Source organism: Haladaptatus ordinarius, from assembly GCF_054177595.1.
Window position 1 is genome coordinate 12,404 of record NZ_JBPEHH010000007.1, and the last position, 13,735, is coordinate 26,138.

Consider the following 13,735-nt stretch of genomic DNA (forward strand, 5'->3'; position numbering starts at 1 on the left):
GTGTCCGGGGACAACGCATAACACGGAGGCGTCCGTAACGAGGTGTATGACTGGAAAGCGGACGGAAGCGTGTGGTCGGTGTGGCCTGTCGTCGGTCGTCGACGCTACCTCGGACGGCGAACCGCGCGACGTGTACGGGGACGACCGAATTGAGGTGTCCGAGTCCGAGATGCGTGCCGTCAACGGACACGCCGAACTCCTCGGCCGAGCGAAGCGTCGACTCGACGCCTTCGCCGAGCGGATCACGTACGGAAAGTTACGAGAATAATAATCGTTCGTCACGGAATGAGAACTGGAGAATACACCCCGAAACGCCCGAAAATCGACGGGCAGTAAGAGGTAAAACCTTGCGCGACATACGACCTTTCGAGTAAATGGAAGAGAGCATCTCTGGCTTCAAGCTCCGCGGTAGCTGGGGAGATATCGTCGAGCACGGCGAGCGAATCACACGAGCCCTCCGAGACGCAGACGCATCCGGCGAGGCGTTCGACGAGTGGAACGAGTGGCGTCCGAAATCCCACGAACGACTCGGTGAGGACGTCGCCGAGAAGACCGCAGAACAGGCACACGTCGGCGAAGGAAAGGGCGAACAGGCAGGAGAGTCCCCGGACGACGACCTCAAGACGGCGGGCGAGAAGCTAACGGAGTCCTACGAAAAGCTCGAAAAAGACGACACCGAAGGTGCGATGGACAGGTGGCAGGACTCGGTGAACTACGTCGCCCGCGCCGCCGACTCGGCCAGCCGAAAGGCCATCCGAAAGGTCGAAGACACCGTCTACCAGAAGGTGATGACCCAGCTCGCGCCGTACTACTTCGACAACGACCTCGTCAGTGCGAACATCCAGCAGACGAGTCGGATGGAAGACGGCGAGGAGGGGTTCATCTTCGAGGTGAACGTCAACGACGACGAACTCAAAGACCGGGTCTCCGAGTTGCTCGCGTCGTACGAAGACGAGTTCGACCGTTGGCATATCGACACGGAAAAACAGACCGAAATCGTGGAGGCCGCGGAGGGCGTCGAACCGCCGAAAGAGGGCGACGAACCCCACGCGAACACGAACTGAATTTTCGGTACCTAGTCGGTACACTATTGTCACGAGAGGAGAAAACAAACAGCAATGGCAGGGTTGGCGACGGTGGCTATCGCCGGAATGGCGAGTCTCTTCATGGCGTGGGCTATCGGCGCAGGGTCGAGTGGGTCGACCCCCTTCGCTCCGGCGGTCGGCGCGAACGCCCTCTCGGTGATGCGCGCCGGGTTCCTCGTCGGCATCCTCGGATTTCTGGGGGCCGCCTTACAGGGTGCGAACGTCTCAGAAGCGGTGGGCCGCGAGTTGATTCTCGGTGTCCAACTGTCACCGCTCGCGGCGACGACCGGATTACTCACGGCGGCGGTACTGGTCGCTATCGGCGTCTTCACGGGGTATCCCATCGCAACTGCGTTCACCGTCACGGGCGCTATCGTCGGCGTTGGGTTGGCGCTGGGCGGCGACCCGGCCTGGGCGAAGTACCAGCAGATGGTCGCGCTCTGGGTACTGACTCCCTTCGTCGGCGGCGGTGTCGCCTACGCGACCGCGCGCACGCTCCGACACGAGGACGTGCCCGAAACCGTCGCCATCCCCCTTCTCGGTGGTATCGTGGGGCTCATCGTCGCCAACATCGGGTTCGTCTTCCTCGGCCCGGCGGGGGCGAGTGCGTCGATTTCGGAAGCCATCGCGAACGAACTCTCGCTTCCCCGGGTCACCGGCGTCGATACCGGTGTCGTCCTCGCATCGCTCGTCATCGCGAGTACGGTCGCGCTCGGCCTCCGCCGAGAACTCTCGACGAACGTCACGCGTGGACAGCGTCGATTTCTGCTCGCGCTCGGTGGTCTCGTCGCGTTCTCGGCGGGGGGGAGTCAGGTCGGTCTGGCAATCGGTCCACTGCTCCCGCTCTTGGACGACTTCACGATTCCGCTCGTCGCGGTGCTCGTCGGCGGCGGTCTCGGCCTGCTCGCCGGGTCGTGGACCGGTGCCCCACGGATGATAAAGGCGCTCGCACAGGACTACTCGGCGCTCGGGCCGCGCCGGTCGATTTCCGCGCTCATCCCCGCGTTCGCCATCGCGCAAGCCGCCGTCTTCTTCGGCATCCCCGTCTCGTTCAACGAAATCATCGTCAGCACCATCATCGGAAGCGGCTACGCCGCGAGCGGTGGCGGCGTGAGTGGGAAGAAGATGGGCTACACCGTCCTCGCGTGGGTACTCTCGCTCGCGCTGGCGCTAGGCGTCGGATACGGCGTCTTCTCGGCGGTCCGGGCGGTCTCCTGATTCGGATTCGACTCTCGCTGTGGGTTCGCGCCCGTCACGCAGTCGCTCGAATCTTGGCGCGACCGCTCGTCGCACTCCGGAGGCGGTCACAGAGCGCGTTGGACTCCTCGACCGGGACTCGAACGGAAAATTCGACGTTCTCACCGTACTCGCCGTCGAACTCGACGCCCTCGCTCTCCAGAACACCCCGGACCGTCCCCGAGTCGTCGTAGCCGACGACGACGGCGAACCGTTCGTGGGGACGCTCCTCGACGATTTCGGCGTCGTCCACTGCCTCCTTGACGGCGCGGGAGTACGAGCGCACCAGTCCGCCGACGCCGAGGTTCGTTCCGCCGTAGTAGCGCGTGACGACGACGACCACGTTCTCCACGTCGCGCTGCTGGAGGACGTTCAACGCCGGTTTCCCCGCGCTTCCGGAGGGTTCGCCCTCGTCGCTCGAATACTCCCGAAGGAATCCCCCCGATGCCACAGAATCCCCGGCGTTCCCGCCGCCTGCCCGGACCCGGTAGGCGGGCACGTTGTGGGTCGCGTCCGGGTGCAGGTCGTCGATGTCGGCGACGAACGACTCAGCGTCTTCGACGCTCTCTGCGGGTGCTGCGTAGCCGATGAACTCCGAGCCGCGAACTTCGAACGCCGCCTCACCGCGTCCTGCGACGGTCCGGTAGGTCGTCTCGCCCATCGCTCGTCGGTACGGAACGAACACCGAAAAGGCGTGGCTTTTCGCCGCGTCGCTGCGGTCGAATCCGGTGTTCGGGTACGTTCGGACCAAAACTGTCAAATAGTCCCCACGACGTGACGGCAATCATAGAAGGGTAAACTGCGTCCCACTCCAGAAGCCGATTGGCCCGAACGCAGTTCGAGTCCGCGTCAGCTCAACTCGATTTTCCGCACGAAATCGAGGTTCTTCAGGTCGTTCAGCACGTCGCCGGGGACGTCCTCGTCGGTGACGAGATAGAGTCGCGGTTCGTCGGTGAACTCCGGGTCCTCGCTCACGGTCTGGCGGATGGAGATGTCGTTGTCCGCTAACAGCGTCGTTACGGTGGCGACGATTCCCGGTTGGTCGGCGTCGGTCACGTCGACGGTCAGCACCGACAGGTCGAGGACGGGAGCCAGGTCCATCAGACTCGGAATCGAGGAGATGTTCTGGAAGATGCGCCGGAGCTCGTCGTCTTTCAAAATCGCGTCCGTCGTCGAATCGACCACGCGTCGGTCGACGCCAATCTCGCGGGCAATCTGCGTGTTCGGAATCTCGATGCCGCCCGAGACGACGCGCCCCTCGTCGCTCACCGAGAACCCGCGTTCGAGGAGCAGTCGGATGACCTGCTGTTGGCTCGGACTGCCCTCGAACTTCTGCATGATTCTGTCGAACATCGATTAGTGGCCCCTACGCGGCGACTGGCTTAGTGATGTGGGATATTTATCGAACGTCGTCAACGACCGAACGGGAGAGTGGTCACAGACTCTCTTTCGTGCTCGCCACGTCGCTTCGCCGCTCGTCGATCTGGGTCGCGTCGTCCAGCGCGCGCGCCAGGCCTTTGAACAGGGCCTCTATCTCGTGGTGTGCGTTTTCTCCCGTCACGCCCGCATGAAGCGTCAACCCGGCATTCATCGCCAGCGAGCGGAGGAAGTGTTTCGCCATGTGGCTGGTCAGGTCGCCGACCCTGCCCTGCGAGAACTCGCCGTCGAACTCGAAGAGCGGACGGCCGCTCACGTCCACGACTACGTCGGCGACTGCCTCGTCCAGCGGGACTTTTCGGTCGGCGAACCGCTGGATGGCCCGGCGGTCGCCGAGAGCCTCGTCGAACGCCTGCCCGAGCGTTATCGCCACGTCCTCGACCGTGTGGTGGTCGTCGATGTGCAGGTCGCCGTCGGCCCGCACCGTCAGGTCGAACAGGCCGTGGCGGGCGAAGCTATCGAGCATGTGGTCAAAAAAGCCGATACCCGTCTCGACGGTGGAGTCGCCGTCGCCGTCCACGTCGAGGGTCACTTCGATGGTGGTCTCCGCCGTCTCGCGCGTCACGGCGGCGGTTCGGTCGCTCATAGTCGGCTATTCGTCCGCAAGTACAAGGTGGTTCTGTTCGCGGTGACCGTCGCCGTAGGCCTATGTCACTCGGATTGCCAGACGTGCGTCTGACGAAACTATATTTGTTTTGAACTCGAAGACTCAATCGAAATGAAGCGAGACGTGTTGAGCGGACTGATGGTCGTCATCGGGCTATTACTGTGCGGAACGATTCCCGGTGCAGTGATGGGTGCGCCGATGACGGCGGCCGGAGCCTACTGGTTCGCGGAGCCACGACTGGGTTCGCAGCAGAACGTGATTCGGCGACTCGCCAAACAGACGCGGTGAGCCCTCACCGGCGCGGTGAACAGGGCGGACCTGCTAGTCGAGTGCTTCCCACGCGTCCGTCAGGCTGAACGCTCCTCGATAGAGGGCACTCCCGACGACGACTGCGGCGGCCCCCGTTTCTCTGAGTGTACGAACGTCGTCGACAGTCGCCACACCGCCACTCGCCACGACGGGGATGTCGACGGCCTCAGCGACTCGCCGAACCGGGTCGGTCTGCACGCCCTCCATCTGTCCTTCGACGTCGACGTCCGTGAACAGAATCGCGCCAGCACCGAGTGCTTCGTAGCGAGTCGCGGCTTCTGCCGGGTCGAGACCGGTCGACTCCGTCCACCCGGAGACGAGAACCTCGCCGTCTCTCGCGTCCAGGCTCACCATCACCGAACCGGGGTGGTTCTCGCTGATTTCTGCGACGATGTCCGGGTTTTCTATCGCGGCGGTGCCGAGGATGACGCGGTCGACGCCGCGTTCGACGAGGTCGATTGCGTCCGCTACGGTTCGGATGCCGCCACCGAGTTGCACGTCGACGTCGACGGCGTCCAGGATAGCTTCGACCGCGGAGGCGTTCTTTCGCTCGCCTTCGAACGCGCCGTCCAGGTCGACGAGGTGGAGCGTCTCCGCACCCTGGTCGACCCACTTTTCGGCCGCCTCGACGGGGTCACCGTAGCTCTTCTCCGTGCCTTTCTCTCCCTGCACCAACTGGACGACTTCGCCGTCCTGCATATCGACCGCCGGGACGACTTCGAACGTCGGGAACATACATCGGGTTGAATCGGCGGGCGCGTAAATCCAGCGAGTCGTTACCGTTTAAGATGACGAGACGAATGTACGAGTATGGTCGAAGTTTTGCTGGTAGTCGGTCTCGGTGTCGCCGTGTTCGTCGGATTCAACATCGGTGGCTCCTCGACCGGCGTCGCGTTCGGTCCCGCAGTCGGAAGTGGAACAGTGTCGAAACTCGCCGCAGCAGGACTGATGTCGGGGTTCGCTCTCCTCGGCGGGTGGACGGTCGGACGGAAGGTCATCGAGACGATGGGGGGCGAAATCGTCAGCATGAATTTCACGCTCGGTGCCAGCGTCGGCGTCCTCTTTTTTGTCGGCATGGCGCTTCTCATTTCGAATCTCTTCGGTGTACCAGCGTCCACCTCGATGACGGCGGTCGGTGCAATCGCCGGACTGGGCATCGCGACCGACACGCTGCAGACCGACGTGATGTTCGAAATCGTCTCGTGGTGGCTCGTCGCCCCGGTGCTCGCGTTCTGGGTGTGTGCCGTCATCGGCCGCTACCTCTACCCCTATCTCGACGTCTGGTTCGAACTCGAACAGTCCGACGGCCCCCTGCTAGAGGTCAACCGCGTCGGGTCGGTGCCGTACCCGGCCATCTCCTCGAACGCCACACCGAAGGAGATCTTCGTCAGTTTCCTCGTGGTCGGTATCGGCTGTTACATGGCGTTCTCGGCGGGTGCGTCTAACGTCGCCAACGCGGTCGCGCCGCTCGTTGGAAGCGGTTCTGTCGGCGAGAGCCAGGGCGTCTTGCTCGCGGGTCTCGCGATTACCCTGGGTGCGTTCACCATTGCTCGTCGAACGCTCGACACGGTCGGGAACGACCTGACGGACTTGCCCCTGCTCGCAGCACTCATCGTCGAGATAGTCAGCGCGAGTCTCATCACGTTCCTCTCGTCTATCGGCATCCCCGCCAGTCTCGCCGTGAGTGCGACGATGTGCATCGTCGGTCTCGGGTGGGGGCGCGCGACGCGAACCGTGCGCATCTCCGACGCCGCCGCCGCCGCGGTCCGCGGGCGGGCCGACGACGAAGAAGACCGGCCGGGGATGTCGGTCAGCGTGCTGACCGCCGAACAGGACGAGGTGACGAAAATCGGTGAAGAAGACCCCAACACGCTCCAGGCGAGCGACCTGTTCGACCCCTCCACGACCGCACGCGTCGTCGGCCTCTGGATCATCACGCCGTCTATTTCCGCCATCGCGTCGTACCTCCTGTTCTCGTTCGTCCCGCTCATCTCTGCCTGAATCGTTCCCGATTCATCATGCATGGCGAGCGAAACAACAACTACTAACCATCCCCCGGACGAAGCCTCGTGTGATGCCTACCGTAGAATACCTCAATTACGAAGCGCTGGACGACCAGGGCTGGGACATCGACGACGACGACCTGTTCGACAAGGCCGCCGACGCCGACTTCGGCGAGGAGGACTTCGGCTCGCTCGAAGTCAACGAGGGCGAGTACATCCTCGAAGCCGCCGAGGCACAGGGCTACGATTGGCCCTTCTCGTGCCGTGCCGGTGCCTGTGCGAACTGCGCCGCCATCCTCAAGGAAGGCGAAATCGACATGGACATGCAGCAGATTCTCAGCGACGAGGAAGTCGAAGACAAGAACGTTCGCCTGACCTGCATCGGTAGTGCGGCCGAAGACGAGGTCAAAATCGTCTACAACGCGAAGCACCTCGACTACCTGCAGAACCGCGTCATCTAAACCCCGAACAGTTTTCAGGGGGTTTCGTTTCGTCGGCTAGTTGTGGGTTTAGGTGCCACGCACTCCCGAAATAATTCGTGGGTCGATATCATTTCATTTTTGACAGACCGCAACACCTAACATCTCTGACTGAGGCCTCCCGTGTGGTGCACACTTCGATTCCCGACCTCCTGCGATTGCTCGCCATCCCCGTCTTCGGGTGGGCCTCGTGGCGCGACGTCGAGACGCGCCGAGTTCCCAACGAGACGTGGTATCCGCTCGCCGTGCTCGCGGTCGTGCTGCTGGCGTGGGACGGACTCACGGCGATGCAAGCCAGGCCGCTCGAACAGCGGTGGTTCCTCTTTCGCGTCGCCGTGAGTCTGGGTTTCGTCGCGCCGCTGGTCCTGGCGTTCTGGTGGTTCCGGGCGTTCGGCGGCGCGGACGCGAAGGCGTTTCTCGTGGTCGCCGCACTGTTTCCGACCTATCCGGCCTACCACGTCGGAGAGTGGCTGGTTCCCATTCAGGGCAGCGTACTCGGCGTGTTCTCGCTCACGATACTGACGAACACGGTCCTGATCGGGGCGCTCTATCCCGTCGCGTTGTTCGTCCGAAACCTGTTCGCAGGACGGTTCTCGTCCGCGATGTTCGTCGGGCACGTCGTGCGATGGAACGAGATTCCGGAAGCCCACGGCCGATTGCTCGAAACTCCTGACGGAATCACGCGTAACGGGGTGGACCTGGACGCGGTTCGGATGTACCTCCGGTGGCGGGGTGTCACGCTGGCCGACCTGCGAGAGCGAGCCCACGACCTGCGCGACCCTGCGACCCTGCCCGAGACGCCGAATCCGCCGACCGATGGCGCGGTGACAGAAGGCGCAGTGACCGACGGTGGAACGGTCGTCACGGAATACGCGACACGGGAATCGTCGGGTTACGAAGATCCGTGGGGTGCCGCCCGCTTTTTAGCCGACATCGATCACGACGCGTACGGGACGACGCCCGCCAAGTTGCGGGGCGGGTTGGAAGTGCTGGTCGCCGAAGAGGAAGTGTGGGTGTCGCCAGGCATCCCGTTCATCGTCCCGATGTTCGTCGGCCTGGTCGTCGCGTTCGGCTACGGCGACCTGCTCTCGGGGCTACTCGGCGTGCTGGGATTCACGAGTTTCTGAGTTCGAGGCCGACGCCGGTGGTCATCTGATGCCGGTCACCATCGTCAGTACGGTGTACATACCGAAACCGATGGTTCCAGCACCGACGAGCGAGATGACCCACGCACTCAGCGTGAACGCTATCTTTCGTCCGGAGACGCCCCCCGACCCGACGACGAGGCCGCTCCCGATGACGCTGGAGATGATGATGTTGTTGAACGAGATGGGGATTCCCAGCGCGATAGCCGCCTGTGCGATGAGGAATCCGGGGACGAGTGCGGCGATGGAGCGTCGCATTCCGAGTTGCGAATACTCGCGTGAGACCGCTTGCAACAGACGCGGCGAACCCATCCACGCGCCGAGCAGGATGCCGGTGCCACCAAGGAGGAGCAACGTCACGTCGGGGACGTCGAAGGTGCCGAACAGCGGTTCGAGCGGGCCGGTCGCGAGACCGACCTGACTCCCGCCGCTGGAGAACGCGACGACGGCACCGAGGCCGACGAGGAACTGTTTGATTCCCGTCTGCATCGACCGCTCCATCGACCGATACAGTACGGCGAAGACGACCGCTCCCGCGACGAGACTCGTCGCCACCATCACCACGTCGTACGTCCCGAACAGCGTAGGTGTCGCCCCGACGCGGCCCGAGACGAAGTGGGCGACCGTCTGTTGTCCATCCGGGCCGGGGACGACGGCGATATCGACGTTCGCCAGGACGAACCCGACGAGGCCCCCGAGAAGCGGCACACCGACGGTTTCGGGGATGTCGTCGTGTCGGAGGAGCGAGGCGGTCGTGTACGCGATACTCGCCGAGACGAACGGAACTGCCACCCAGAACGTAGTGATTCGTCGGTAGGTATCCCACGCCGGGTCGCCGCCGAGCGCGAGTCCGACGCCGACCATCGCACCGGTCGTGGCGAACGCCGCCGGAATCGGATAGCCCGTCGAGACGCCGACCGCGATGAACAGCGCCGACGTGAACAGCCCTGCGGCAGCGCCGAGCGGCGTTATCGAGACGCCGTCTATCAGCCCAGTGCCGACGGTCTCGGAGATGCTTCCACCCTGTGCAATCGCGCCGAGTGCGGCGAACACGCCGATGAAGAAGGCCGCCCGCATCGTCGGAATCGCGTTCGCCCCGACCGCTGGCGCGAACGGCGGGGAGTTGCTCGACGCGCCGAGCGCCCACGCCATGAACAGGCTCGCGAGTACCGCTACGAAGACGACGGCGATGGTTCCGACCGTCACAATGTTTCCCGAAGCAGTCGGTTCAGTCGAGGGCGGATACCGACCGGTCGTCGCGCGATGATGACGGTCGTGTCCGCCCGTCTGCCGACGGCCTGTGGGACGGTGCCGACGAGTTGCCGGCGGAGCATTCCCTGACGTGTCGAACCGAGAACGGTCACGTCGTGTTTCGATGCCTCCTCGACGACGGTCTCGGTCACACCCCCGGTACGAACTTCGGTCTCGGCTGTCACGGGTCGAATTCGACGTTCGAGGGTCGTAAGTATAACCCCTGCATCCGTGCTGCGGTCGTTTGCGACCCGAAGCAGGTGGACGCGGGCGTCGTTCGTCAGCGCGATGGCACGCGCGACGTCGACTGCGAGTTCCGCGTGTGGTCCCTCGGCGACCGGGACCAGAATCGAATCGACGCCGTCCGCCGGACCGATTTTCTCCACGAGCAAGTCACACGGGGCACGGGCGACGAGACGGTCGACGTTGCTTCCGAGGACGATTTCGCTCGGGCGCTTGCGCTCGTGCCACCCGACGACGAGCGTATCACAGTCGAACTCGACCACGGCGTCCGTGAGCGCCCGGGCGATGTCGTGTGAGACGAGCAACTGGCCGCGGACGGGGACGGTTCCCTGTGCCGTTTCGATCACTCGGTCGAGAACCTTCCGTTTCTCGTCGCCGAACTCCCGGACGATGACCTCGTCCGTGAAGAGGGCGAACGGTGACTCTCGCTCCTTGACGAGGACGCTGAACACGAGGACCTCGCCGTCTCGTTCCCGTGCGATGTCGACCGCCGTGCGAGTCAACTGCGGGGCGTTGTCCGGGTGCGCCACCGCGACCGCGACGCGATACTCACTCGTTTTGCCCATCTCTGGTACCTACGACCGGGGTCAGTAAAAGGGTTGATACCCTAGAATTTTCGTTCTGGCATTCGATCTCGAGTCGTGAATCGATCGACTCGGTGGGGGGTCGGCACACTCGGCGGCGGCGCACTCGGTGTTGGGTCGTTTATGTTTCTCGTCAGTGACACCGTTCTCGCCACGTCGCAGACGTTCGTCTGGGGGTCGGAGTTGCACTCGCGATTCGGCTCCACCAGTACACGGCAGAACCGAACCGCTACGAGGTGGGCCGGTGGTCGGGACTCGGCGCGCTGGTCTCGTTTTTCCCGCCTACTTCGGTCTCATCGAGGTCAGCGTCTCCGCCGTACTGCGTCTCGCGCTCGGTCTGCTCGTCCCCGGCGTCGGGTTCACCGGGATGCAGGTCGGCGTGGCGATGGCCGTCGAGAAGGGCATCGTTTCGGGTGGAGAGAGCCCGGCGGCAGAACGAGGGTAGCTACGCCACTTTGGAGAAATCGCTTTCGACGTTCCCGTCCCGGTCCAGGTCGACGACCGCGTCGAACAGGCCGAGGAATCGCTCTATCTGCTCTTCGTCGTGGACGCCCTTCGAGAGGTGGAACAGGCCGACCGCGTCGTGTTTATCGAGCAGGTCGAGCACTCGCAGTATCGCCTCGTAGACGCGCTGTTCGTCGGCGTAGTAGGCCATCTCGGTGATGGAGTCGAAACTGATACGGCGTTTGCCGTCGGTCTCCGAGAGGAACTGTTCGGTCACCGAGACGATGCCTTCGAGGTCGTCGGGCGCGGAGACGTAGTGAACGTCGTCGGTCGTGCGTCGGGAGTAGCCACGTTCGATGGAGAGCGTGTCCAGGATGTCGGCTTTGCGCTCGTCTACGTCGTAGTGGTCGAGTTTCTGTTTCACCTCGCGGGCCGTCGTCCGGGTCGAGATGACGAGAAATCGGTCGGTGTCGGTTTTCAGGAAATCGGTGTCGATTCGGTCGGTTTCTCCCGTGCTCGGGTGCAAAAGAAGGATGCCGGTTCCGCCCGGTACGGAATCCGGCGTGTTCTCGATGGCGAGACGATAATCCATATCGTCCGGTAACCATGGGAATCGACTTAAAATATGCGGGATTCGGGGTCAGAAGACACTATCCGCAGTTGCCGCACCGACGACGCTGAAGATAGCACCGACGCTGATAGCTTTCAGCGTCGTCACGACCACCGCTTCGGAGACAGATCCGTCGACGAAGCCGTCACCGAGAAACGTCTCCGGTGCGGCGAAGACGACGGCGAGGATTGCGACCGACCCGAACGAGACGCCCATCAGGGAGATGAATCGCGCGGGGATGCCCGCGACTTCTACCTCTCGGTCGGGGTCGCGCTGGTGGTCTGCCTTGTAGAGTGCGCCGTAGCCGATGGCGAAGACGATACAGACGGTCAGCAGTGCGTGGACGCCGCTCATGTTCGTCGCCAGTCGCCAGACTTCCTCGGTGACCACGAACGGGCCGGCGAGGAGAAAGCCGCCGACGATCTGCTGGGCAGTGTCGGCGAGTGCGAATCGCTTTTTCGTACCGACCATGTCTACGACGAAGAACCGCAGGGATGTAAAGCACTCGTGCGTTTCGAGAGCATTTTGTCTGGGGCGCCCGTCCGCTCGAACATGAGCGTGCGCGAGGAGTTCGACGACTGGGCGACAGACGGGAGAGACAGAGGGATGGAAGAGCGCCACTGGTACACTGCGAAAGACGTCCTCGCCCGGATGCCGGTCGAGGCGGGTGACACCGTCCTCGATTTGGGCTGTGGAAGCGGCTACGCCGGGCGGGCACTCCGCGAGACGAAAGGTGCGGGGCGAGTGTACGGCCTGGATGGCTCACCCGAGATGGCGCACAACGCGCGAGGGTACACCGACGATTCGCAGGTCGCGTTCCTCGTCGGCGACTTCGACCACCTCCCGTTCGCCGACGACAGCATCGACCACGCGTTCACGATGGAGGCGTTCTACTACGCGACCGACCCACACGAGACGCTCCGCGAACTCCGGCGCGTCCTCCGTCCCGGTGGCACCGTCTTCTGTGCCGTGAACTACTACGAGGAGAACGTCTACTCCCACGAGTGGCAGGAAAACATCTCGGTGGAGATGACGCGCTGGAGCGCCGAGGAGTACCGGGCCGCCTTCCGCGACGCCGGACTGTACGTCGCAGAACAGGACAACATTCCCGACCACGAAACCGAAATACCCGACGAATCGGCGTTCCCGACCGACGACTGGGACGGCCGTGAGGCGATGGTCGAACGGTACCGCGAGTTGGGAACGCTGCTGACGGTCGGCGTCGCGCCGTGAAAATTTCGGAGTTTCTGCATCCAGAACCCCTTCGTTTCAGGTGGAACTAGATAATAATCGACCGGGACTGTTTGCTGTCGAGATGAAACGCGGTTCCGGAGGATTTAACCAAATCGCAGGGGGATTTTCGAGTGATATGGTGAAAGTTAGCGTAGTCGGCGCGGCGGGCACCGTCGGGGCCGCCGCAGGCTACAACATCGCGCTGCGTGGCATCGCGGACGAACTCGTTTTCGTGGACATCCCGGACAAAGAAGACGACACCATCGGCCAGGCCGCCGACGTGAACCACGGGGCCGCCTACGACTCGAACACGGTCGTCCGGCAGGGCACCTACGAGGACACCGCCGGGTCAGACGTCGTCGTCATCACCGCAGGAATCCCACGCCAGCCAGGGCAGACGCGCATCGACCTCGCGGGCGACAACGCGCCCATCATGGAGGACATCGGCTCGTCCATCGCGGAACACAACGACGACTTCGTCACCATCACCACCTCGAACCCGGTCGACCTGCTCAACCGCCACCTCTACGAGACGGGCGACCGCGCACGGGAGAAAGTTATCGGCTTCGGCGGCCGACTCGACAGCGCCCGGTTCCGCTACGTCCTCAGCCAGCGCTTCGACGCGCCGGTCCAGAACGTCGAGGCGACCATCCTCGGCGAGCACGGCGACACACAGGTGCCCGTCTTCTCGAAGGTCCGCGTGAACGGCACCGACCCCGAGTTCACGGACGACGAGAAAGAGGAGATTCTCGGCGAACTCAAGACCAGCGCGATGAACGTCATCGAGAAGAAAGGCGCGACCGAGTGGGGTCCGGCGACGGGCGTCGGTCACATGGTCGAGGCCGTCCTGCGCGATACGGGCGAGGTCGTCCCCGGTTCGGTCAAACTCGAAGGCGAGTACGGCCACGACGACGTGGCGCTCGGCGTTCCAGTCAAACTCGGGAAGAACGGCGTCGAGGAAATCGTTGAGTGGGACCTGACCGAGTTCGAGCGCGAACAGCTCGGCGAGGCCGCCGACAAACTCGCAGAGCAGTACGGCAAGATCGAGTAAACGAGTCTTCGGGTGGTT

The 13,735-nt window shown here is 63.5% G+C and carries 18 protein-coding genes; 10 read left to right on the top strand and 8 right to left on the bottom strand.

Translation table 11 applies throughout. From position 1 onward, the window contains the following. Window positions 1-46: 46 nt before the first annotated feature. From ACR3FF_RS04390 to ACR3FF_RS04400, 3 genes are all read left to right on the top strand, one after another. Entirely contained in the window at window positions 47-268 is a 222-nt protein-coding gene (locus ACR3FF_RS04390; RefSeq protein WP_458186387.1) for a DUF8007 family protein, read from the top strand. Between the two features lie 106 nt (window positions 269-374). Beyond that, window positions 375-1,064 carry a DUF5828 family protein gene (locus ACR3FF_RS04395; protein ID WP_458186389.1) on the top strand — a complete coding sequence of 230 codons (690 nt, stop codon included), beginning with the start codon at window positions 375-377 and terminating at the stop codon, window positions 1,062-1,064. A 54-nt stretch (window positions 1,065-1,118) separates the two neighbouring features. Beyond that, window positions 1,119-2,303: an inorganic phosphate transporter gene (locus ACR3FF_RS04400; protein WP_458186391.1), complete on the top strand. Its 1,185-nt coding sequence runs from the start codon at window positions 1,119-1,121 to the stop codon at window positions 2,301-2,303. 34 nt (window positions 2,304-2,337) lie between these two features. On the opposite strand, the gene ACR3FF_RS04405 is transcribed toward ACR3FF_RS04400, so the two are convergent. The 3 genes from ACR3FF_RS04405 to hisB all read right to left on the bottom strand — a co-directional run bounded on the left by ACR3FF_RS04405 (window position 2,338) and on the right by hisB (window position 4,344). Next, entirely contained in the window at window positions 2,338-2,982 is a 645-nt protein-coding gene (locus ACR3FF_RS04405; protein ID WP_458186515.1) for an IMPACT family protein, read from the bottom strand. A gap of 188 nt (window positions 2,983-3,170) precedes the next feature. Continuing rightward, window positions 3,171-3,674: an ACT domain-containing protein gene (locus ACR3FF_RS04410; RefSeq protein WP_458186392.1), complete on the bottom strand. Its 504-nt coding sequence runs from the start codon at window positions 3,672-3,674 to the stop codon at window positions 3,171-3,173. An 82-nt stretch (window positions 3,675-3,756) separates the two neighbouring features. Next, window positions 3,757-4,344, bottom strand: coding sequence for an imidazoleglycerol-phosphate dehydratase HisB (hisB, locus tag ACR3FF_RS04415; RefSeq protein ID WP_458186394.1), 588 nt, complete (start codon window positions 4,342-4,344; stop codon window positions 3,757-3,759). A 132-nt stretch (window positions 4,345-4,476) separates the two neighbouring features. Between hisB and ACR3FF_RS04420 the strand changes: the two genes are divergently transcribed. Next, window positions 4,477-4,653, top strand: a complete 177-nt coding sequence (locus ACR3FF_RS04420) for a hypothetical protein (RefSeq protein ID WP_458186396.1) — start codon at window positions 4,477-4,479, stop codon at window positions 4,651-4,653. A 33-nt stretch (window positions 4,654-4,686) separates the two neighbouring features. Here the strand turns inward: ACR3FF_RS04420 and hisA are convergent, their stop codons facing one another. Beyond that, window positions 4,687-5,409: a 1-(5-phosphoribosyl)-5-[(5-phosphoribosylamino)methylideneamino]imidazole-4-carboxamide isomerase gene (hisA, locus tag ACR3FF_RS04425; protein ID WP_458186398.1), complete on the bottom strand. Its 723-nt coding sequence runs from the start codon at window positions 5,407-5,409 to the stop codon at window positions 4,687-4,689. 75 nt (window positions 5,410-5,484) lie between these two features. Here hisA and ACR3FF_RS04430 point away from each other — a divergent pair, with 75 nt between their 5' ends. From ACR3FF_RS04430 to ACR3FF_RS04440, 3 genes are all read left to right on the top strand, one after another. Further along, complete coding sequence (locus ACR3FF_RS04430; RefSeq protein ID WP_458186400.1) at window positions 5,485-6,675, top strand: inorganic phosphate transporter; 1,191 nt, start codon at window positions 5,485-5,487, stop codon at window positions 6,673-6,675. A gap of 73 nt (window positions 6,676-6,748) precedes the next feature. Then, the gene (gene fer, locus ACR3FF_RS04435; RefSeq protein WP_458186402.1) at window positions 6,749-7,138 is read left to right on the top strand and encodes a ferredoxin Fer; all 390 of its coding nucleotides are present in this window, start codon (window positions 6,749-6,751) and stop codon (window positions 7,136-7,138) included. Window positions 7,139-7,284: 146 nt separating this feature from the next. Further along, window positions 7,285-8,283: a prepilin peptidase gene (locus ACR3FF_RS04440; RefSeq protein WP_458186404.1), complete on the top strand. Its 999-nt coding sequence runs from the start codon at window positions 7,285-7,287 to the stop codon at window positions 8,281-8,283. Window positions 8,284-8,304: 21 nt separating this feature from the next. On the opposite strand, the gene ACR3FF_RS04445 is transcribed toward ACR3FF_RS04440, so the two are convergent. Together ACR3FF_RS04445 and ACR3FF_RS04450 are read right to left on the bottom strand one after the other, a co-directional pair. Further along, the gene (locus ACR3FF_RS04445) at window positions 8,305-9,453 is read right to left on the bottom strand and encodes an inorganic phosphate transporter (RefSeq protein WP_458186516.1); all 1,149 of its coding nucleotides are present in this window, start codon (window positions 9,451-9,453) and stop codon (window positions 8,305-8,307) included. Between the two features lie 50 nt (window positions 9,454-9,503). Further along, window positions 9,504-10,361 (bottom strand): universal stress protein, encoded by an 858-nt coding sequence (locus tag ACR3FF_RS04450; RefSeq protein WP_458186406.1) that lies wholly within the window; start codon window positions 10,359-10,361, stop codon window positions 9,504-9,506. Between the two features lie 262 nt (window positions 10,362-10,623). Between ACR3FF_RS04450 and ACR3FF_RS04455 the strand changes: the two genes are divergently transcribed. Then, window positions 10,624-10,824 carry a hypothetical protein gene (locus ACR3FF_RS04455; RefSeq protein WP_458186408.1) on the top strand — a complete coding sequence of 67 codons (201 nt, stop codon included), beginning with the start codon at window positions 10,624-10,626 and terminating at the stop codon, window positions 10,822-10,824. Here ACR3FF_RS04455 and ACR3FF_RS04460 read toward each other — a convergent pair whose 3' ends face one another. After that, complete coding sequence (locus ACR3FF_RS04460; RefSeq protein ID WP_458186410.1) at window positions 10,825-11,415, bottom strand: DUF7090 family protein; 591 nt, start codon at window positions 11,413-11,415, stop codon at window positions 10,825-10,827. A gap of 48 nt (window positions 11,416-11,463) precedes the next feature. Beyond that, window positions 11,464-11,904 (bottom strand): DUF2391 family protein, encoded by a 441-nt coding sequence (locus ACR3FF_RS04465; RefSeq protein WP_458186412.1) that lies wholly within the window; start codon window positions 11,902-11,904, stop codon window positions 11,464-11,466. Between the two features lie 81 nt (window positions 11,905-11,985). On the opposite strand from ACR3FF_RS04465, the gene ACR3FF_RS04470 reads away from it, so the two are divergent. Together ACR3FF_RS04470 and mdh are read left to right on the top strand one after the other, a co-directional pair. Next, window positions 11,986-12,666 (top strand): class I SAM-dependent methyltransferase, encoded by a 681-nt coding sequence (locus ACR3FF_RS04470; protein WP_458186414.1) that lies wholly within the window; start codon window positions 11,986-11,988, stop codon window positions 12,664-12,666. 136 nt (window positions 12,667-12,802) lie between these two features. Then, window positions 12,803-13,717, top strand: coding sequence for a malate dehydrogenase (gene mdh, locus ACR3FF_RS04475; protein ID WP_458186416.1), 915 nt, complete (start codon window positions 12,803-12,805; stop codon window positions 13,715-13,717). The last annotated feature ends 18 nt before the right edge of the window (window positions 13,718-13,735 follow it).